The 18,895-nt window shown below is 69.1% G+C and carries 21 protein-coding genes; 12 read left to right on the forward strand and 9 right to left on the reverse strand.

Annotated elements, in window-relative coordinates:
- Positions 1–13: 13 nt before the first annotated feature.
- From AM590_RS14820 to AM590_RS14840, 6 genes are all read right to left on the reverse strand, one after another.
- A complete protein-coding gene (locus tag AM590_RS14820; protein WP_058828141.1) occupies positions 14–1,831 on the reverse strand; it encodes a PH domain-containing protein in 1,818 nt (605 codons plus the stop codon).
- Positions 1,828–2,292, reverse strand: coding sequence for a PH domain-containing protein (locus tag AM590_RS14825; RefSeq protein ID WP_058828142.1), 465 nt, complete (start codon positions 2,290–2,292; stop codon positions 1,828–1,830). The genes AM590_RS14820 and AM590_RS14825 overlap by 4 nt, the downstream gene beginning before the upstream one ends.
- An 81-nt stretch (positions 2,293–2,373) precedes the next feature.
- The gene (locus AM590_RS14830; RefSeq protein WP_058828143.1) at positions 2,374–3,150 is read right to left on the reverse strand and encodes a hypothetical protein; all 777 of its coding nucleotides are present in this window, start codon (positions 3,148–3,150) and stop codon (positions 2,374–2,376) included.
- Entirely contained in the window at positions 3,141–4,178 is a 1,038-nt protein-coding gene (locus tag AM590_RS14835; RefSeq protein WP_058828144.1) for a metallophosphoesterase, read from the reverse strand. The genes AM590_RS14830 and AM590_RS14835 overlap by 10 nt, the downstream gene beginning before the upstream one ends.
- Entirely contained in the window at positions 4,175–4,300 is a 126-nt protein-coding gene (locus AM590_RS21295) for a hypothetical protein (RefSeq protein ID WP_004043988.1), read from the reverse strand. Before AM590_RS21295 ends, AM590_RS14835 begins: the two co-directional genes overlap by 4 nt.
- A gap of 106 nt (positions 4,301–4,406) precedes the next feature.
- On the reverse strand, positions 4,407–4,853 hold the full coding sequence (locus AM590_RS14840) for a hypothetical protein (RefSeq protein WP_058828145.1): 447 nt from the start codon (positions 4,851–4,853) through the stop codon (positions 4,407–4,409).
- Between the two features lie 130 nt (positions 4,854–4,983).
- Between AM590_RS14840 and AM590_RS14845 the strand changes: the two genes are divergently transcribed.
- Positions 4,984–7,158: a S9 family peptidase gene (locus tag AM590_RS14845; RefSeq protein WP_058828146.1), complete on the forward strand. Its 2,175-nt coding sequence runs from the start codon at positions 4,984–4,986 to the stop codon at positions 7,156–7,158.
- A gap of 36 nt (positions 7,159–7,194) precedes the next feature.
- On the opposite strand, the gene AM590_RS14850 is transcribed toward AM590_RS14845, so the two are convergent.
- Positions 7,195–7,881: a YqjF family protein gene (locus tag AM590_RS14850; RefSeq protein ID WP_058828147.1), complete on the reverse strand. Its 687-nt coding sequence runs from the start codon at positions 7,879–7,881 to the stop codon at positions 7,195–7,197.
- Between the two features lie 119 nt (positions 7,882–8,000).
- Here AM590_RS14850 and AM590_RS14855 point away from each other — a divergent pair, with 119 nt between their 5' ends.
- Genes AM590_RS14855 through AM590_RS21450 form a run of 3 tightly spaced genes read left to right on the forward strand, consistent with a single transcriptional unit; the run spans position 8,001 to position 9,653 of the window.
- A complete protein-coding gene (locus AM590_RS14855; RefSeq protein ID WP_058828226.1) occupies positions 8,001–8,846 on the forward strand; it encodes an aldo/keto reductase in 846 nt (281 codons plus the stop codon).
- Position 8,847: 1 nt separating this feature from the next.
- Positions 8,848–9,366: a macro domain-containing protein gene (locus tag AM590_RS14860; RefSeq protein ID WP_058828148.1), complete on the forward strand. Its 519-nt coding sequence runs from the start codon at positions 8,848–8,850 to the stop codon at positions 9,364–9,366.
- 2 nt (positions 9,367–9,368) lie between these two features.
- The gene (locus AM590_RS21450) at positions 9,369–9,653 is read left to right on the forward strand and encodes a hypothetical protein (protein WP_394329098.1); all 285 of its coding nucleotides are present in this window, start codon (positions 9,369–9,371) and stop codon (positions 9,651–9,653) included.
- Positions 9,654–9,702: 49 nt separating this feature from the next.
- On the opposite strand, the gene AM590_RS14870 is transcribed toward AM590_RS21450, so the two are convergent.
- The gene (locus AM590_RS14870; RefSeq protein ID WP_004972312.1) at positions 9,703–10,731 is read right to left on the reverse strand and encodes a succinylglutamate desuccinylase/aspartoacylase family protein; all 1,029 of its coding nucleotides are present in this window, start codon (positions 10,729–10,731) and stop codon (positions 9,703–9,705) included.
- Positions 10,732–10,854: 123 nt separating this feature from the next.
- Here AM590_RS14870 and AM590_RS20575 point away from each other — a divergent pair, with 123 nt between their 5' ends.
- The 7 genes from AM590_RS20575 to AM590_RS14900 all read left to right on the forward strand — a co-directional run bounded on the left by AM590_RS20575 (position 10,855) and on the right by AM590_RS14900 (position 16,343).
- Positions 10,855–11,007 carry a hypothetical protein gene (locus AM590_RS20575; protein ID WP_157575474.1) on the forward strand — a complete coding sequence of 51 codons (153 nt, stop codon included), beginning with the start codon at positions 10,855–10,857 and terminating at the stop codon, positions 11,005–11,007.
- 59 nt (positions 11,008–11,066) lie between these two features.
- A complete protein-coding gene (locus AM590_RS14875; RefSeq protein WP_058828149.1) occupies positions 11,067–12,413 on the forward strand; it encodes an NADH-dependent flavin oxidoreductase in 1,347 nt (448 codons plus the stop codon).
- A gap of 27 nt (positions 12,414–12,440) precedes the next feature.
- Positions 12,441–12,815: a helix-turn-helix domain-containing protein gene (locus AM590_RS14880; RefSeq protein WP_004971053.1), complete on the forward strand. Its 375-nt coding sequence runs from the start codon at positions 12,441–12,443 to the stop codon at positions 12,813–12,815.
- Positions 12,815–13,108, forward strand: coding sequence for a hypothetical protein (locus AM590_RS14885; protein WP_058828150.1), 294 nt, complete (start codon positions 12,815–12,817; stop codon positions 13,106–13,108). Before AM590_RS14880 ends, AM590_RS14885 begins: the two co-directional genes overlap by 1 nt.
- A gap of 214 nt (positions 13,109–13,322) precedes the next feature.
- Positions 13,323–13,748, forward strand: a complete 426-nt coding sequence (gene trxA, locus AM590_RS14890) for a thioredoxin (RefSeq protein WP_058828151.1) — start codon at positions 13,323–13,325, stop codon at positions 13,746–13,748.
- A 60-nt stretch (positions 13,749–13,808) separates the two neighbouring features.
- Complete coding sequence (locus tag AM590_RS14895; protein ID WP_058828152.1) at positions 13,809–15,287, forward strand: AMP phosphorylase; 1,479 nt, start codon at positions 13,809–13,811, stop codon at positions 15,285–15,287.
- Positions 15,288–15,371: 84 nt separating this feature from the next.
- Positions 15,372–16,343, forward strand: a complete 972-nt coding sequence (locus AM590_RS14900) for a ribose 1,5-bisphosphate isomerase (protein ID WP_058828153.1) — start codon at positions 15,372–15,374, stop codon at positions 16,341–16,343.
- A 60-nt stretch (positions 16,344–16,403) separates the two neighbouring features.
- Here AM590_RS14900 and AM590_RS14905 read toward each other — a convergent pair whose 3' ends face one another.
- Positions 16,404–17,066: a helix-turn-helix domain-containing protein gene (locus AM590_RS14905; protein ID WP_058828154.1), complete on the reverse strand. Its 663-nt coding sequence runs from the start codon at positions 17,064–17,066 to the stop codon at positions 16,404–16,406.
- Between the two features lie 97 nt (positions 17,067–17,163).
- Here AM590_RS14905 and AM590_RS14910 point away from each other — a divergent pair, with 97 nt between their 5' ends.
- Positions 17,164–18,858 carry an NADH-quinone oxidoreductase subunit D gene (locus AM590_RS14910; protein WP_058828155.1) on the forward strand — a complete coding sequence of 565 codons (1,695 nt, stop codon included), beginning with the start codon at positions 17,164–17,166 and terminating at the stop codon, positions 18,856–18,858.
- The last annotated feature ends 37 nt before the right edge of the window (positions 18,859–18,895 follow it).

Below are 18,895 nucleotides of genomic sequence, written 5' to 3' on the forward strand. Positions count from 1 at the left end.
GGGTTCGCACCGGTCACCGACCGTCACCGGACGGTTCGTCGCCTGTTTCGTCGTCTGACTCGGTGGCGTCGTCGTCTCCGGACTCGACCGACCCACCCCAGATGAAGGGGTCGGCCGTCTCCTCCGCTTCCCCGTCGAATTCGTCGGTGTCCTCAGCAACCTCGGCGTCCTCAGCATCCGCCGCGTCTTCGACGGACTCGGCGGCCGCGGGTTCGGCCTCCTCGACGAACTCGGGCGTCTCGCTCACGTCAGCCTCGGCGTCGGCGACTGCGGGTTCGCCCGATTCGTCGGCGTCGCGGTCCGGTTCCGCGGCGCGGATGCCGAGTGCAGCCTGTCGGGACTGCTGTCGGGCCTCGCGGCGCGCCGAAAGCGCCTCGCGGAGGCGGTCGTTCAGCGTCTCCCGAAGCGTCGCCGCGTCGGCGACTTCGATGTCCACGGCGGTCGCGTCGCCGCCGACGAGGGAGATGCTCCCGGCCGTGTCCGCCGTGACCGTCGAGACGCGCCAGCGGCGCTGGAAAATCGTCCGCCGCTCGATGACCGTCTGTACCCGGTAGTAGGGGACAAAGCGCATCTCGCGCTTCCAGAAGCCGTTTCGAGTGACGAGGTGGTCCTCAGCGAGCGCGTAGCCGCGGTGCCGCCACTGGAGCGCGCCAGCGACGACGGCCACCGGGACGAGCGCCAGCGGCACGAACCACGGAATCTCCTGCGGGAGGAACCGGTTCGCCCCGTAGAGCGCGAGAGTTGCCACGCCGAGGACGAGTGAGTACCGGACGGCGTAGCGCCGGCGGATGCGCGTCGGCGGTCTCTCGAACGTCGGCTCCTCGACGCCTTCGAGGTCGGCGACGAGGCCGAGCACGCGGTCGCGGGTCGCAAGCGGGATGGCCGCCTCGGAGCCGCGACCGCCGCCACCCGACCCGTTCGACCCGTCGGAACTCGGGGCGTAGCCCGCCGTCTCCACGAGGAGCGTCGCGTAGCCGAACCGGCGCTTCAGCGGGTTGTCCTCGACGGTGAGCGTCTGGAGCTTGTCGATCGGAATCGATCCGTTGTAGCGCTGGAGGAGGCCGCGCTCGTATTGGAGTTCGTCGCCGACGCGGGTCAGCCGGAAGCCGTAGTAGTTCACCACCGCGGAGGCGAAGCCGGCGGCCCACGAGACGAGCGCGACGAGGAGTCCCAGCGCGACGACGCCGACGCCCGCGGCCGCGACGCTCCCGGCGGGGACCGGCACGTCCACGTACGAGGCGACGATGGGGAAGGCGGTCGACCCGAACACGAAGACCAGCCCGGGCAGCCGCAGGTCGAACGACAGTGCGCCGACGATGGCCAACTCTCGGGGCGTCAGTTCGAACAGTAGTTCCTGTTCGGGCTCGGGCGCGTCGCCGTCGGTGTCGCCGCGTTTCAGGCGGGCGACCTCCGACTGGATGCGGCGGGCTTCCTCGTAGCTGACGAAGCGGAGACTGCCCTCGGTCTCGCCGCCACCGGCGGTTTCGAGGTTCACGGCGGCGATGCCGACCAGTCGCTGGGCGACGTTGCGGGAGATGTCGACGTTCTGGATGCGCCGGTAGGGAATCTCGCGGTTGCGCCGGGAGAATACGCCCGAGCGGATGTCCAGCGTGTCCGGCGTGAGTTCGTATTCGAACCGGCGGAAGTAGGCGAGTTCGTAGCCCGCGATGGCGATCACGGCGACGCCAACGAGCGCGACGGAGCCGAGGCCGCCGAGGAAACCGCCGAAGGCGGTTCCGCCGGTGAAGGCGAAGAAGGCGAGCGCGAAGACGATGCTGGCGCTGCGCTGGACCGCCCGGTAGAGAACCGAGAGCGGCGACAGCCGGGTCATACCGCGTCGTCGCCCTCGGACGCGATTGCGAGGCGCTTCAGTCGGTCTTGGAGGTCTTCCGCGCCCTCCGGCGTCAGTCCGGGAATCGACACGTCAGCGCCGCGGGAGCCGGCGGTGTAGACGACGGTCGACGCGAGGCCGACGAGCCGTTCGAGCGGGCCGCGGGTCGAATCGACGTGCTGGACCCGGACAAACGGGACGACGGTGTTGACCTTGGTGAGGACGCCGCGCTGGAGATACAGCGAGTCGTCGCGGACCTCGTAACCCCAGGCCCGATACCGGAGCAGGGCCAAGGCGACGCCGACGACGAGGAAGACGACGCCGACCGCGACGGGGACGTACGAAGGTATCGAGACGGGCGCGAACAACGTCGCCGCGGCCGCCACGCCGCCGACGACGAGCGCGAACACGACCGCTCGGGCGACCCAGAGAAGACGGATACGGGGGTGGAGGCGATTCACGGGAATCCCTCCGAGCGCGTGAACATCGTATACTCCGGCGTCTCTTCGAACGGGTAAATAACTGTGGCCGTGAGAATCGGCCTACGGTGTGGCGGCGAGGCGGCGTTCGACCCGGCGGGTCGCGGTGTCGAACGTCGCGCCGACCTCCGCAAGCGTCGCGAGCACCGGGTACCGGACCGACAGGTCGGCGTAGAGGAACTCCGTCACGTCCGGCACCAGCCCGGAGAGCGCCCGCCGGTGGTGGCAAATCGTCTCCTGTCGCGCCGCGACGAGGTCCGAGAGCCGCTCGCGGAGCGACGAGAGGTCCTCGTAGAGCGCCAACAGCGCGTCGAAGCCGCGTTCGGAAAGCGGCGTTCGGTCGAGGTCGTCGAGTCGCCCGAGGAGGGCTTCGACCTCGCCGCGCATCGACGCCACCGACTTGGCTTCCTCGTCGACGACCTCGATGAACTGCTCGCGCTCGTCCAGCGACGACGCGGCCGCCGCTGCGACTGTGCGCCGGAGCGGCGGCGAGAGGACGTTCGCCGACCGGAACGCGGTCGCAACGTCCGGGCCGAACTCGGCGGCGAGGCTCTCCTCGAAGGAGTCGCCGTACTCCTCGTCGTAGTGCGGGACCGACATCACGGTCCGCTCGTAGCTCCGGCGCAGGCCGGAGAGTGCGGCGTCGGTTCCGCCCCGCCCGCTCCGCTGGCCGACGAGCGTCGCGGCCGCTGGGGCTTGATTCGGAGTCGATGCCGTCGCCTGCGACGCGGCGACCTCACGGCGAAACGCCCGGAACGCCTCGCGTTCGTCCACGCAACGGCGGCGCTCGGCTCGGAGGGCGCTGCGGGCGTCGGCGAGGCGGTCGAGGCTCACCGCCATCGAACCGCCCCCGGAACGTCCGAGCCGACGACCCGCCTCGGCGGCGTCCGCTCATCGACGAGCGGGAGCGCCGACAGCTGTCCGCGGTCGGCGTGCGCGGCGATGCCCTGTCCGTGGGCGGCCCCGCTGGCGGCGAGCGTGTAGGCCTCGGCCATGCCCTTCGGCCCCGCGAGCGGGACGAGTCGGACGGTCGTCCCGCGGCGGTCGATGTCGACCACGACGAACGACTGCGGGAACGAGCAGGTCGCCGGAGCGATGAGTTCGCGGACGCCGGCTCTCACGGCCGTCGCGGGCCAGTGGATGTGCCCGGAGAGCACGAGCGGCACGTCGTGGCGCGCGAGGACCGCGGCGAGTTCGTCGGCGTTGCGGAGTTGGTAGAAGTCGGCGTCGGGGAACTGGCCGGTGTGGCGGCGGGGGTGGAAGACGTTGTGGTGGAGGACGACGACCGGGGTCGTCGCGTCAGCGAGGACGGTGTCGAGCCAGCGGAGTTGGGAGTCGGGGACGGCCCCCTCGTGGGTGTCGGTGAGGGCGAGGTCCGGGCCGCCGCTGGCGGAGTCGAGGCCAATGATATCGACGCCGCCAACCCGGCGGACGAACGGGAGGGCGTCGTCGGCGTAGCGCGCCGCGAACTCGGCCGGCGTCGGGGCGTCGTAGTCGTCCCAGCGCTTCGGCACGTCGTGGTTGCCGGGCACCGCGACCCGCGGCCCCGGCAGGTCGCGGAGGATTTCGTCGACCACGTCGTACTCCTCGGGGCGGCCGTCGCGGGTCAGGTCGCCGAGGAGGACCGTCGCGTCGACGTCGAGGTCGGCGATGGTCGAGACGGCGGTCCGAAGCCGCGTCTCGCTCCGGTGGTAGACTTTCCACGTGCCGGACCCCGTCGGGGTGACGTGCGGGTCGGCGACGACCGCGAGCCGGGTCGGCGTCTCCGAGACCGGCCGGCCGAGGCGCGCGAGCACCGGGCCGGGACCTTGCTCGGCCGACTTCCCGACCGGCGTCTCCCCGATGGTCGGCGGGGCGTCTGGGCTCATCGGTCGATGGTCCGCGTGAACGTCCCCAGCGCAGTCTCCCGGTGGACGCGTATCCGCCCGGTGTCGGGACACAACTCGATTCGAAGCGGCGACTCGGTGGCGCGCGTCTCGTCCCCATGCATACACGTGGACTCACCCGGACCGAGATGATAAACATGTCGTACAAAATATATATTTTAGAATGTAGATATAGATACTCTACGGAGCCCTCGGGAGTCGGGGACGGCGTCAGTTGAGGAGCAGGCCGGCGTCGACGAGGAGGAGAACGGCGACGAGCGCGGCACCGAGGTAGAACGGTGCGGCCTTCTCGGCGGGCGTTCGGACCTTCTTCTCTGCGAGGCCGTCTTTCGCGCGGGACCGGCCGACTTCGACGAGGCCGGTCAGGACGAACCAGAGCGCGAGCATCCCGAGGACGAGGTGGCCGCGGCCGGTGCCGAACAGGCTCTCGGCGGTGTAGCGCGTGCCGGCGAGGTGGCCGCCGGTCGCGAACATCACGAGCGAGGCCCCGCGGGACCACATCGTCAGGCGCGAGACGACCGATTCGAACGCGGCGGCGCGGATGTTCCCGGCGCGGGCGGTCGGCAGCACGGCGAGCGCGAAAAAGAGGACGCTCCCCGTCCAGAGACCGCCGACGACGAGATGGAGCGTTGCCATCACGGTGTCGATGAGTGCCATGTCCGTCGGGTTAGTTCAGCGATGCTTGAAGGTTTCACCTTCGCTCGGTCGGGACCGGTAGACTGGACGCACGCGGCCACCGGGTTCGCCGACACAAATCTATTTGTCACTCGGCCGAACGTTTCGAGCCATGTCAGGAGAACTCCCTCCCGAAGCGTTCAGCGACCTCTCGGTCACCGGCGAGGTCGCCGTCTCGCCGGACGGGTCGACGGTCGCCTTCACCGCGACCGAGTGCGACCCCGACGAGGACGAACGCGTCGCCTCCCTGTTCGTGGTCCCCGCCGACGGCTCCCGCAAGCCACACCGACTCACCCGCCACCCCGGCGCGTCGTCTCCATCGTGGTCGCCCGACGGAAGTCGGCTCGCGTTCGTCGCCGCCCGCGACGAGGACCTCTCTCGGCGGGTCGGTCGCGCGGACGACGAAGGAGAAAGTGAAGGTGACGCTGATGACGCTGGCGGCGTTGACGATACGAGCGACGACGACGCCGATAGCGACGATTCGGATGACTCCGACGACGAACTGCCAGCAGGCGGCGAAGACGGCCCCAAGCCGCAGGTCTGGTGTTTCGACCTCGAACTCGGCGGCGACGCGACCCAACTCACCGACCTCGACGAGGGCGTCTCGGAGTTCGACTGGTCGCCGGACGGCGACCGCCTCGTCGTCTCCGCGCGCGACCCGACCGACGAGGAGCGCGAGTACCTCGACGAGCGGAAGGACGGCGGGCCGGTCGTGACCGAGCGACTCCAGCACAAAATCAACGGCGTCGGCTGGACCGACACGGTGACGACCTACCTGTTCGTCGTGGACCTCAACACGGGCGAGACGGAGCGCCTCGACGACGCGACCGCCGCGGGCGCGTTCGCCGACGCCGGTGGCCTCCAGCCCGCGTGGGGTCCCGACGACCGAATCGCCTACGTCTCCTGCGACGCCGACCGCCCGGACGACACGCTCGAACAGGACCTGTTCGTCATCGACGCCGACGGCTCGAACGACCGGAAGCTGACGAGCGGCGGCTACGCGACCGGGACGCCGCGCTGGTGCCCCGACGGCTCCCGAATCGCGTTTCAGGCGGGCGACTACGAGAACTGGTACGTCCCACGCGAAATCCGCGTCGCCGACCTCGATTCCGGCGAGGTCCGGTCCGTCTCCGCGTCGCTCGACCGGACGCTCGCGTTGGGAACCTCGCCGTCGTGGGCCGGCGACGACGAACTCTACGCGCTCGTCGCCGACGAGGGGAAGTCTCGAATCGCGCGGCTCGACCCCGACGCCGACGACCCGGAACGCGTGTTCGACGCGCAGGGCGAGTACAGGGCGATACAGGGACTCCACGTCGCCGGCGACACAGCCGGTCTGCTCGTCTCCGACCCGGCCGACGGCTGGGACGCCTACGCCGTCTCGCTGGCCGACATCGACGCCGTTGACGCGGCCCACGCCGAGTCGTTCACCCGACTGTCGGCGCTCAACGAGGCCGTCACCGACGAGTACGAGATGCCGCAGGTCCGACGGGTCAACTTCGAGAGCGACGGTTGGGAGGTCGAGGGCGTCGTCTACGCGCCCGCGGACTTCGACTTCGACAACCCCGACCCGCACCCGACGGTCGTCGCCATCCACGGCGGTCCCATCGCCTACGACGAACCGGCGTTCCGGTTCGACCACCCGATGTTCACCTCTCGCGGCTATCTCGTCGTGCGGGTGAACTACCGCGGGAGCACCTCTTACGGGCGCGACTTCGCGGAGCAGCTCCGAGGGCAGTGGGGCTCGGTCGAGGTGGACGACATCGTCGCGGGCGTCGAGGACCTCGTCGACCGCGGCTGGACCGACCCGGAGCGCGTCTTCGGCTACGGCATCTCCTACGGCGGCATCGCGCAGGGCTACCTCGTGACCCAGACCGACCTCCTGACGGCGGCCGCCCCCGAACACGGTATCTACGACCTCCGGTCGTCGTACGGCACCGACGACAACCACCTGTGGACGAGATACGAGTTCGGCCTCCCGTGGGAGAACCCGGAGGCGCTCGACGCCTCGTCGGCCATCACCGACGCCGGGAACATCGACACGCCGCTTCTGGTGATGGCGGGCGGCCAAGACTGGCGGTGTCCGCCGAGTCAGTCAGAACAGCTCTACGTCTCCGCGAAGGCACAGGGCGTCGACGCTAAACTCGTCGTCTACCCGGAGGAACAGCACTCGATTTCGACGCCCGAACGGGCGACTCACCGACTGGAACAGATTCTCGACTGGTACGAGCGACACGACCCGGCGGTCGAGACAGGCGACACGGCGGAGGATACGGACGGCGGCGAATAAGACGACGGCCAATAAGCGGCGCGAGCGTTCGCGGCGTCAGCGAAGCACCGCGGGCGGCTTCGCCGTCACGTCGAGGTCGGCCGCGTAGTGGAGTATCGGGTCGCCGCCGGGGTGGTCGAAGCCGCAGGCCTCGAACATCGTGTTCGCGCGAATCTCCGCCTCGACGTCCTGTATCGGCCACGGGTCGTGGTCGATGTCGCCGATGACGACGGGCCAGTCGTCCGTGTAGAAGCGGTAGTTCTCGACGAGGAACGCGTCGAGCGACCCGGGGTCGAGGGTTCGGACCTCACCGGTCGGCCGGTAGGTCGCCTCGAACCGCGCTTCCGGCGTCTCGGCCGTCGCGGGCCGGTAGCTCTCGTAGTCGACCGCGCCCTCTCGCTCCTCGACCGAGATGTTCGCGTAGTGGTACGGGAGCCGGTAGCCCAGTCGGGCCATCGTCACGCCGAGGCGGTCCGCGGCGTCGAGGGTGAAGAAGTAGACGCCGCGGGGGCCGCCGTCGGCGGGTTCGACGTAGGTCCGGAGGTTCACCTCGGGGAACCCCAGTCCGATGGGCGACCCGCGCGGGCGGATGTCCGTCATGTCGAACGAGACGACGCCGAGCCACGCCCGCCCGTCGTAGGTGGCCACCGAGAGCCGGTCGGGGAGTCGGGGTTCCACGAGTTCGGGGTCGACCGGCCAGTGGGCGAACAGCGTGTGCCGCCAGCGCATCGACAGGAGGTTCATAGCGGCCGTTCGTACCGACGACGGGTGTGGGTTTCGGCGGTTGCGGGGGCGGCGCGCTCGCTGCCGTCACCCGCCCACCCCGCCGAAACGAACACCTGTCTGGCGACCAATCTCCGCCCATGGGACTCGAAAACGGCAGCGGCACGTTCGACATCGGCGGCGGCCTCACGGTTCACCGACTCGGCTTCGGCGCGATGCGCATCACCGGCGACGACATCATCGGCAAGCCCGACGACGTGGAGAACGCGCGAAAGGTCCTCCACGAGACGCTCGTCCACGGTATCGACCTCATCGACACGGCGGACTCCTACGGACCCGCCGTCTCCGAGCGCCTCATCGGCGAGACGCTCGCGCCCTATCCGGACGACCTCGTGGTCGCCACGAAGGGCGGTCTGCACCGGAACGCCGACGGCGACTGGAAGCCCAACGGCGACCCTGACTACCTGCGAAATGCCGTCCTCGGGAGCCTCGACCGCCTCCGGGTGGACACCATCGACCTCTATCAGTTCCACCGCCCCGACCCGCACGTCGCCTTCGAGGACTCGGTCCACGCACTCGCCGAGATGAAAGACGAGGGACTGATTCGACACGTCGGCCTCTCGAACGTCTCGGTCGAACAGCTCGACGAGGCGCGCGACATCGTCGATATCGCCACGGTCCAGAACCGCTTCAACGTCGGCGACCGCGAGTTTGAGGCCAGCCTCGATGCCTGCGAGAAGTACGGCGTCGGCTTCATTCCGTGGTACCCGCTCGGCGCGGGCGACCTCGGCGACCGGGCCGACGCCGTCTCCGCGGTCGCGACGAAACACGACGCGACGCCGCAGCAAATCGCCCTCGCGTGGCTCTTACACCGTTCTGACGTGATGCTTCCCATCCCCGGTACGTCGAGCGTTTCGCACCTCCGCGACAACGTGGCGGCCTCGCACATCGACCTCGACGACGAGGACATGGACCGACTCGCCTGACATGGACTTCACCGTCGTACAGGGCGACATCGCCGCTCAGTCGGCTGACGCGCTGGTGAACGCCGCGGGGACGAGCCTCCGGATGGGGTCGGGTGTCGCGGGCGCGCTCCGTCGCGGCGGCGGCCCCGAACTGAACGAGACCGCGATGGCGAAGGGGCCGATAGACCTCGGCGCGGTCGCCGTCACCGACGCCTTCGACCTCGACGCCGAGGTCGTGATTCACGCCGCGGCGATGCCCCACTACGGGGACGGACAGGCGACCGCCGAGAGCATCCGCGACGCCACGCGAAACGCCCTGCGAGCCGCGGACGACCGCGGCTGCGAATCGCTCGTGATTCCGGCGCTCGGCTGCGGCGTCGCCGGGTTCGACCTCGCCGACGGCGCGCGACTCATCTGCGAGGAACTCCGGTCGTTCGAGCCGACCGCGCTCCGCGACGTTCGGTTCATCGCCTACGCGGACGACGAGTTCGAGACGATTTCGCGGGTCGCCGACGCGGTCGGGACGGAGCCGGAGGAATAGTAGTGAGCGACGCGGCCGACCCGGTGCTGTCGGCGGGAGAAATCGACGCCGACGAAGACGCAGGCAAAGACGCCGACGGAGTCACCAACGGAGACGCCGACCCGGAACTGTGTCCGGTCTGTCTGACCCCTTACGACTCCGTCTCGCTCCACGACCGCGGCCTGCTCGTCAACCTCCTCGACAACGAGCGGTACCGCCGCGTCTGCTTCGAGCCGGTCGAACGCGACGGGCGGCCGCACGTCCGATTTTTCCACCACACTCACGAGCAGGTCGGCGCGGACGACTGACCGAGCGGGGCGGAGGCGACACGAGCGCGTCTGGTTCGCCTCGGCTCGCCTAACTCCACGGGCGTTCCGTGAACTCGCCGGCCTCGATTTCGCGCTCAATCTCGCGGAGCGTCGCGTCGTCGACGCTGACGAGGTGGCAAAGCGGGTGACCGGGCGCGGCGACCGGGTTCTGGAGGACGCCGGCGACGAGGCCGGTGAAGGGGGCCGAGACGCGCTTTTCTCTCGTCTTGAAGTGGTCCGAGATGGTGCAGATGGTGTCGCCCTCGTGGACCAGCGGCACGTCGCCGTACTGCATCTCGACGAGGCCGCCCACGTCGGCGCGGAGCCACGTCTTGTCTGTCGCCGAGTCGATGACGCGCGTCCAGCCCGGCCAGCTGACCGGCTTCTTCGGGAGGACGCCGTACTCGGCGAGGACGCTCTCGACGCCTTCGAGGGCGCGGTCGACCATCGCCGGCTGGAAGCGGTGGGCGCGGCCCATCTCGACGGTGATGGTCGGAATCCCGTCGTTGGTGGCGACGGTGCGGAGCGAACTCGCCTCGGCCTCGCCCGAGAGGATGAGGTTCGCGCCGAACGACCGCGCGAGGCGGGCGACCTCGGGGCGGTTCATATCGGCGCGGACGTGGTACATCGTCGTCCGGTTGCGCGTCGAGGTGTGGAAGTCGATACCGAGGTCGCAGGGCTCGACGAACCGGCGGTAGATCTGGTTCGCCATGCGCTCGGCCGTGTTCGCGCCGTCGCGACCGGGGAACGACCGGTTCAGGTCGAGGTCGTAGATGGGGATGTAGCGCTGTTGGGCGAGGTAGCCGGGGACGTTCGCCACGTGGATGCAGACGATGGTGCCGTGGATGTCGGCTGGGTTGTACCGGCTCGCGACCTCCTGCATCACCTTCACGCCGTTGAGTTCGTCGCCGTGGAGCGCCGCGGTCATGAAGACCGACGGCCCACCCTGCTCGCCGTTGATGACGGTGACGGGTATCTCGACGGGGTCGCCGAGGTACGTTTCGCTGATTTCGTACCTGAGATGTCGCACCTCGCCCGGTGGCACCTCCGAGTCGTACCTGAACGGTTCGGGGTCCATGGGACGTTCATCGGAGCCGACGGGTAAGAAGGTTGACCGGGACCGCACCGTCCGGACAGACGCGGGACAATACGGCTATCTCCGCTGCGGGCGTCTGTCTCCCTGAGAGATGTGTATTCACAGATGACGGCGAATCGTCCGGTCTGCAAGCGGTGTGGCTCCCCCGCGGGTCTCGGTGACGTGGTCGTCAGACACGCCGGGTCGGACCCCCTGCAGGTGACGGAGTGCGGGCGCTGCGGCGCGATTATCGACATCGGCGGCGGGACTCGTTGGTGAACTGACCCGGCGGCCGACCGCCGCGTCGATTTACGTCGCTCGCGCGCCATGTCGTCCGTATGGCGACCCCTCGGCTCGACGACCCGCTCGACATCGGCGGACTCACGCTCCGAAACCGGCTCTACCGCGCGCCGGTGCTCGAATGTGCCGGCACCGGGTCCGACGCGCCCGAGCGCCTCGCGGCCGAGCTCGAACCCGCGGCGCGGGCCGGCGCGGGCCTCATCTGTCAGGGTGCGACTATCGTCCGCGAGACGGGCGGCTGTGCCGCGCCGGGGATGACGCGAATCGCCGACTCCGAGTTCGCGGCGTCGCTGTCGGCGGTGACGGAGCGAATCCACGACCACGGCGCGGCCGTCGCGGTTCAGTTGGAGTACGGCGGTCTACGGAGCATGGAGACGTGGCACGCTGAGTACCGACGCGACCATCCGGATTTGCAACAGCTTTCCGTCTCCCGGCCGCCGCGACTCCTCAGACTCCTCGACGGCCTCGGCTTTCTCGACTACGACGCCCACGTCATGACGACCGACGAGGTGTACGACCTCGCGGCCGACTTCGGTCGCTCCGCGGCGATGGCCGTCGACGCCGGCTACGACGTGGTCCACGTCGCCGGCGCGAACATGGGCATCGTCCACCAGTTCCTCTCGCCGTTCTACAACCGCCGGGACGACGAGTTCGGCGACGGCGTCCGATTTCTGGAGGTCGTCGCCGACGAGGTTCGCTCGCGGGCGGGCGACGTGCCGCTCATGACGAAAGTCCCGGCGGAGACGGCCGCGCCGCCCGGCATCCGCCGACATCTGACCGAGGACGACGCGGTCGAACTCTGCCGCCGCCTCGACGAGGCGGGCTACGACGCGCTCGTCCCCGTCTCGGGATCGGTGTTCTGGGACGCGAGCATCGTCCGCGGGTCGTTCCCGGCCCGCGCGTGGCGCGACGACCGCTACCGCGACGGCTACGCCGCGACCTTCGGCGGCCCGCTCCGGGCGCGACTCGTCGAACTCGGCAACCGAATCGAGGCCGCGTGGTACGACTTCGACCCGGCGTGGAACGCCGACCTGTGTCGCCGCGTCCGCGACGCCGTCTCGGTGCCCGTGCTCTGCGAGGGCGGCATCCGCGAGCGCGGCGAAATCGACCGGCTGCTCGGCGACGCCTGCGACGCTGTCGGGATGGCGCGGCCGTTCTACGCCGAACCGGAACTCCCGGCGCGACTGCTCGGCCGCGAGGCCTCGGCCGATACGCGGGTCGTCTGCGAGAACTGCAACAACTGCGCGGTGCCGCAGGCGACGGGCGCGCCGGGCGTCTGTCGAACACCCGAGGTGTTGGCCCGCGTGGGAACCCTCAGAATGGAGGGTGCGTACGATACAGCCTCCGAGACGGCGGACGACGACGAGCCCGACCCGGTGGGTTAATAAGGCTCTCGTCGGTGAGTCTGGGTAATGGCGCGCGACCGGTCCGCGATGGAGTCGGCCGAACTGACGGCGGTGCTCGACGCGCTCGACGACGCGGACGCACGAGCCATCATCAGAGGACTCGAAGAACCCATGACGGCAAGTGAAATTTCAGACACCTGTGACATCCCGCTTTCGACGACGTACAGGAAGCTGGACCTGCTCACCGACGCGGCGCTCCTCGCCGAGGGGACCCAGATTCGCGCGGACGGTCACCACGCGACGACCTACGAGGTCGCCTTCGACGAGGTTCGAATCGCCCTCAACGAGGACCGCGACTTCGACGTCGCGGTCGGCCGCCCGGAGCAGACGCCCGACGAACGCCTCGCGGACATCTGGTCGCGGGTCCGGAGGGAGACCTGATGGGGCACCTCAGCGCCTCGCCGACGATTACGACGATGATTATCGTCGTCAAGACGGGCATTCTGGTCCTCGGCGGGCTCATCACCTACTTCAGCTACAAGGCTTACCGGAACACGGGGGCCGCGTCGCTCCGCGCGCTCGCGCTCGGGTTCGGCGTCGTCACCCTCGGCGCGATGCTCGGCGGCGCGCTCGACGTGATTCTCAACGTCGACCTCGCCACCGGACTGCTCTTCGACTCGGTGCTGACGCTCATCGGCTTTGCGGTCATCACCTACTCGCTGTACGTCGACTGAGCCGGATCGGAAGACCGCCTTCGACCCCGCCGAATCGCCCTCGAACCAACCCGTAACTCGCGGTCGCATCGCCGCCATTTCTATCTCGTCTTTCGGTCACGAACCGGTGTGGCATCGCCGATGCGTGTCGTCCGATACCACGGCCCACTATCTCCAGACATTATTGCTCGTATTGTGCAAAACCGTTATTAGGTCTCGGCCGGTATCGGTAGGTATGTCCGACGACGAACTGAACGACATCCGGAAGCAGAAACACGAACAACTCGAATCCGAACTCCGTGGTGACGGCGGAAGTACGGCGAAGGAAACCACGCCTTCCCCATCGGATCCCATCCACGTCGACGGCGCGGACGAACTCGAAGACGCCGTCTCCTCGAACGACGTGGTGCTCGTCGACTTCTACGCGGACTGGTGTGGACCGTGCAAGATGCTCGAACCCACCGTGAAGAAGCTCGCGCAGAACACCGACGCCGCGGTCGCCAAGGTCGACGTGGACGCGAACCAGGAGCTCGCCGCCCAGTACCAGGTCCGGGGCGTCCCGACGATGGTGCTGTTCGCCGACGGCGAGGCGGTCGAACAGCTCGTCGGCGTCCGCGGCTACGACGACCTGAAGAACCTCGTCGAAGCCCACCTCGCGTAAGCGTTCTCTCTCCCCGAGACTCGGGGTCGCTTTATTGACACTCTCGTCCGACCTGTGGGTATGCAACTCGTCGCCGAACCCATCGACATCGGCACCCGGTCGCCGACGGTCCTCCTGAACGAGAGCGATGCGGCCGAACTCGGGGTCCACGCGCTCGAACGCGTCCAACTGCGGCGGGACGGGCGGACGACCATCGGCATCGTGGAACTGACCGACGAACTCGTCTCCGAGGGGACGCTCGGGGTGACGCGCCGGCTCGGTCACATCGAGGGCGACGTGGAGGTGTCGGTCGCGCCGCAACCCGACTCGGTGTACTACATCCGCAAGAAGCTCGACGACATCGAACTCGACGCGGACGAACTGTCCCAACTCGTCCGCGACATCTACGAGGAGCGCCTCGCCGACGTGGAACTCGGGGCGTACGTCTCCGCGACCTACACGAACGGGCTGTCGATGGAAGAGACGATGCACCTCACGGAGTCGATGGCGGACATCGGCGAATCTATCACGTGGGAGGAGCCGGTCATCGCCGACAAGCACTCCATCGGGGGCGTCGCGGGCAACCGCGTCACGCCGATTCTCGTCCCCATCGTCGCCGCGGCGGGGCTGAAGATTCCGAAGACTTCCTCCAGAGCCGTCACCTCCGCGGCGGGCACCGCCGACACGATGGAGGTCCTCTGCGACGTGGAGTTCTCCGTCGCGGAGATACGCGACATCGTCGGGGAGACCGGCGGCTGTCTCGTCTGGGGCGGCGCGGTGAACCTCTCGCCGGTCGACGACCGCATCATCCGCGCCGAGACGCCGCTTTCCATCGACCCGAAGGGCCAACTCATCGCTTCGGTCCTCTCGAAAAAGAAGAGCGCCGGCTCGACCAACGTCGTCGTGGACATCCCCTACGGCGAGGGCGCGAAAGTCGAGAGTCTCGCCGAGGCGCGCGAACTCGCGGAGGACTTCAACCGCGTCGGCGACCACCTCGGGATGGCCATCGAGTGCGCCATCACGAACGGGGCCGCGCCGGTCGGCCGCGGCGTCGGTCCCGTGCTCGAAGCCCGCGAGGTCCTCGCCACGCTCGCCGGCGGGGGTCCGAACGACCTGCGGATGAAGGCGATTCGCCTCGCCGAGTTGCTGTTCGAGTCCACCGGCATCGACGCCGACGCCGCCGATATCCTCGACTCCGGGCAGGCCGAGGAGACCTTCCGCGAGATACTCGCCGCGCAGAACGGCGACCCCGACGTGGAGGCCGCCGACCTCTCGCCCGGTCGGCACACCGTCGCGGTCCGCGCCGACCGCGACGGCGTGGTCACGCACGTCAACAACCGCCTCGTCAACGAGGTCGCCCGCCGGGCCGGCGCGCCGAGAGACCCCGGTGCGGGCCTCGAACTCCACCGGCGCGTCGGCGAGATGGCCGCCAGCGGCGAGACGCTGTTCACGGTCCACGCCGAATCCGAAGACAAGCTCGCCGACGCGAAGGCGCTCACCGAGCGCGTCGAGACCGTCCGGGTGCGACACCCCGACGAGGCGCTCGTCGACCGGGTGTGAGTCGCCCATCGTTGCCCGCGGTCACGCCGCGACCCCGCCGCCGCCCGCGGCGACCTTTTTGCGTCCGACGCCCGTAGTTCCCGCATGGACGACCGCGTACATCCCGAGGTCCGGCGCACCGCGACGGAAATCGACACGATGGAGATTCGCGGCGCGGCGACCATCGCCGACGCGGCCGCGCGGGCGCTCCGGACGCAGGCGACGGAGAGCGACGCCGCCGACGCCGAGGCGTTCCGGGCCGACCTCCGCGCGGCCGCGCGGGCGCTTCACGAGACGCGGCCGACGGCCGTGAGCCTCCCCAACGCCCTCCGGTACGTCCTCCGCGGCATGTCGAGTACGACCGTCGAGGGACTCCGACAGAACGTCGTCGACTCGGCCGACGAGTTCTGCGCCCGGCTCGAACGGGCCCAGGCCGACCTCGGCGAGGTCGGTGCGAACCGCCTCCGCGACGGCGACACCATCATGACCCACTGCCACTCGACGGACGCGCTGGCGTGCGTCGAGGCCGCGGTCGAGCAAGGAAAGCACATTGAGGCCGTCGTCAAGGAGACGCGACCCAGAAATCAGGGACACATCACCGCGAAGCGACTCGACGAACTGGGCGTGCCCGTCACGCTCATCGTCGACTCGGCGGCCCGCCGCTACCTCAACGACGTGGACCACGTGCTCGTCGGCGCGGACGCCGTCGCGGCCGACGGGAGTGTCATCAACAAAATCGGGACGAGCGGTCTCGCGGTCAACGCCCGCGACCGGGGGACGCCCATCATGGTCGCCGCCCAGACGCTCAAGCTCCACCCGGGGACGATGACCGGCCACACCGTCGATATCGAGATGCGCGACACCAGCGAGGTCATCGACGACGAGACGCTCGCGGAGCTCGGCAACCCGACCGTGAAGAACCCCGCGTTCGACGTGACGCCGCCGCGTTACGTGGACGCCATCGTCACCGAGCGCGGGCAGTTCCCGCCGGAGAGCATCGTCATCCTGATGCGGGAGCTGTTCGGCGAGGGCACCAGCGAACCGTGGGCGGAGCCGTCGTCGCGGGCCGAACCGTAGCCGGGTCTGTCGCTGCGGGCCGAGTCGTAGGCGGAGCCGCCGTCGCGAACTGACCCGCGGTCACGCCCCGCCGACGAGGTCGGCCATGACCTTCATCTCCGCTTTTCGCAGGTGCTCCGCCGCGGTGCTCGTCGAGCAGTCGAGCCGCGCGGCCACGTCGGCGACCGAACCAGTCCGCGGCTCGCGGTAGTAGCCGCAGTCGACGGCGACCTCGACGGCCTCGCGCTGGCGGGGCGACAGCGACCCGGCCGAGACGCTCCCCGGCCCCGTGTACTCCCGCACTCGAACGATTTCGAGGCCGCGGCCCTCGGGGAGCTGTTCGACCGCCGACTGGAGCGCGTCGTCGGTGCCGACGAGCGTCATCGAGACCGTCCCGTCGCCATCGAAGACGACCGGTGGGACGACGATGAGCCCGCCCCGCGTGACGGCGGCCGTCTGCTTCGTCCCCGCCGCGTCGAGCCGCTCGTCGACCACGATGAAAAAGGAGTCGCCGGGGAGCTGCGAGAGTTCGTACGACAGGATACGCTCCGTCTCCGCGAGCGCCGCCTCGTAGGCCTCGACGTCGGTCCCGAAGACCTCGAAGACGATGGTGTTCCTGTCGGTCACCGTCGGGTTCCAGTGGTGGAGTTCGGTCCGCTCGAACGCCTCGTGTTCGACGACGAACTCGTGCATCGGATGCAGCTGTTCGTCGTCGGGCGTGAAGCGAAGCCTGACCGATTTCATGCCAGCGGATTGATTCGACTGCGACATAAAAACCAGCCGCACTCGTGAGGCAGAACGACGAACCGGCGACCGGACGAACGAACGGGTGTCAGCCGCCATGTCACTCGAACGCCCACAGCAGCCCACCGAGTCCGACGCCGACCCCGCCGCGATCGCCGACGACGCCGCCGGTCCCCTCGACGCCGACGCGCTCCGGCGGGCGCTGGGCGACGCCGTCCTCGCCACCGAGGAGCACGTCCACGCACCCGCGGTCCAGATTCGCCCCGACGCGGTGCAGTCGTCGCTCTCGACGCTCCGCGACGACCTCGGCCTCGACCACCTCTCGTGTGTGACCGCCCAAGAGTACGAGGACCGCTACGAGTCCATCTATCACCTGAAGTCGTACGACGACCCGACCCGAGAGGCGAGCGTCGTCGTCCCCACGCCCCGCTCGAACCCGGTGAGCGAGTCTGCCGCGCCGGTGTTTCGGACGGCCGAGTGGCACGAGCGGGAGGCGTACGACCTCGTCGGCATCGAATACGAGGGACACCCGGACTTACGCCGCATCCTCTTGCCGGAGACGTGGCAGGGCCATCCACTCGGGCTGGACTACGACCAGACGCGCCCGCAGGTCGTCCGGTACGACGAGAACGCGAACCCGCTTGCTGAGGACGGCCGCGCCGACTCGAACACGATGCTTCTCAACATCGGGCCGCACCACCCGGCGACCCACGGCGTGATGCACCTGCAGGTCACGCTGGACGGCGAGCAGGTCGCCGACGTGGAGCCGGACATCGGCTACATCCACCGCTGCGAGGAGCAGATGTGCCAGCGGGGCACCTACCGGCACCAGATTATGCCGTACCCCGACCGCTGGGACTGGGGCGGCGGCGGCCTCCTGAACGAGTGGGCCTACGCCCGCACCGCCGAGGCGCTGGCGGACATCGACGTGCCCGAGTACGCGCAGGTGCTCCGGACGCTGGCGGCCGAACTGAGCCGCATCCTCTCGCACATGCTCGCGGTCGGCGCGTACGCCCTCGACGTCGTCGGCGACTTCACCGCGACGTTCATGTACGCCATGCGGGACCGCGAACTCGTCCAGAACATCCTCGAAGACCTCACGGGCCAGCGGCTGATGTTCAACTACTTCCGGCTCGGCGGGGTCGTCTGGGACCTCCCCGAACCCCGCGAGGAGTTCTTCGAGAAGATTCGGACGTTCGTCGACGGCCTCCCCGAGAAGCTGCGGGAGTATCACGACCTCCTGACGGCGAACGAGATTCTGCAAGCCCGCACGCTCGAGACCGGTATCCTCCCGCCCGAGGTGGCGAAGGACTACGGCGTGACCGGGCCGGTCGCCCGCGGCTCCGGCATCGACTACGACCTCCGCCGCGACGACCCCTACGGCTACTACGACGAACTCGACTGGGCGGTCGCCGTCGAGGACGACTGCGACAACTTCGCACGCCTGCTCGTCCGCCTCCGTGAGGTCGAGGAGTCGGCCAAGATTATCCAGCAGTGTGTCGACCTGCTCGAAGACTGGCCGGACGACGAGCGGACCATCCAGTCGAACGTCCCGCGCACCATCAGACCGGACGACGACACCGAGGTCTATCGCGCGGTCGAAGCCGCGAAGGGGGAACTCGGTATCTACATCCGCGCCGACGGCACCGACACCCCGGCGCGGTTCAAGATTCGCGGCGGGTCGTTTTCGAACCTCCAGGCGCTCCCCGAGATGGCCGAAGACGAGTACATCCCGGACCTCATCGCGGCGCTCGGGAGCCTCGACACGATAATGGGAGAAGTAGACCGGTAGTCGTCGGCGGGACGGCCGGCGTCGCGCGGCGTCGCGC

It is taken from the genome of Haloferax sp. Q22, from assembly GCF_001482285.1.
GTDB lineage: Archaea > Halobacteriota > Halobacteria > Halobacteriales > Haloferacaceae > Haloferax.

Coding starts and splice junctions, on each gene's coding strand:
- AM590_RS14820 (WP_058828141.1), bottom strand. CDS start 1,831: ATGACCCGGCTGTCGCCGCTCTCGGTTCTCTACCGGGCGGTCCAGCGC.
- AM590_RS14830 (WP_058828143.1), bottom strand. CDS start 3,150: ATGGCGGTGAGCCTCGACCGCCTCGCCGACGCCCGCAGCGCCCTCCGA.
- AM590_RS14835 (WP_058828144.1), bottom strand. CDS start 4,178: ATGAGCCCAGACGCCCCGCCGACCATCGGGGAGACGCCGGTCGGGAAG.
- AM590_RS21295 (WP_004043988.1), bottom strand. CDS start 4,300: ATGCATGGGGACGAGACGCGCGCCACCGAGTCGCCGCTTCGAATCGAG.
- AM590_RS14840 (WP_058828145.1), bottom strand. CDS start 4,853: ATGGCACTCATCGACACCGTGATGGCAACGCTCCATCTCGTCGTCGGC.
- AM590_RS14845 (WP_058828146.1), top strand. CDS start 4,984: ATGTCAGGAGAACTCCCTCCCGAAGCGTTCAGCGACCTCTCGGTCACC.
- AM590_RS14850 (WP_058828147.1), bottom strand. CDS start 7,881: ATGAACCTCCTGTCGATGCGCTGGCGGCACACGCTGTTCGCCCACTGG.
- AM590_RS14855 (WP_058828226.1), top strand. CDS start 8,001: ATGGGACTCGAAAACGGCAGCGGCACGTTCGACATCGGCGGCGGCCTC.
- AM590_RS14860 (WP_058828148.1), top strand. CDS start 8,848: ATGGACTTCACCGTCGTACAGGGCGACATCGCCGCTCAGTCGGCTGAC.
- AM590_RS14870 (WP_004972312.1), bottom strand. CDS start 10,731: ATGGACCCCGAACCGTTCAGGTACGACTCGGAGGTGCCACCGGGCGAG.
- AM590_RS20575 (WP_157575474.1), top strand. CDS start 10,855: ATGACGGCGAATCGTCCGGTCTGCAAGCGGTGTGGCTCCCCCGCGGGT.
- AM590_RS14875 (WP_058828149.1), top strand. CDS start 11,067: ATGGCGACCCCTCGGCTCGACGACCCGCTCGACATCGGCGGACTCACG.
- AM590_RS14880 (WP_004971053.1), top strand. CDS start 12,441: ATGGCGCGCGACCGGTCCGCGATGGAGTCGGCCGAACTGACGGCGGTG.
- AM590_RS14885 (WP_058828150.1), top strand. CDS start 12,815: ATGGGGCACCTCAGCGCCTCGCCGACGATTACGACGATGATTATCGTC.
- trxA (WP_058828151.1), top strand. CDS start 13,323: ATGTCCGACGACGAACTGAACGACATCCGGAAGCAGAAACACGAACAA.
- AM590_RS14895 (WP_058828152.1), top strand. CDS start 13,809: ATGCAACTCGTCGCCGAACCCATCGACATCGGCACCCGGTCGCCGACG.
- AM590_RS14900 (WP_058828153.1), top strand. CDS start 15,372: ATGGACGACCGCGTACATCCCGAGGTCCGGCGCACCGCGACGGAAATC.
- AM590_RS14905 (WP_058828154.1), bottom strand. CDS start 17,066: ATGAAATCGGTCAGGCTTCGCTTCACGCCCGACGACGAACAGCTGCAT.
- AM590_RS14910 (WP_058828155.1), top strand. CDS start 17,164: ATGTCACTCGAACGCCCACAGCAGCCCACCGAGTCCGACGCCGACCCC.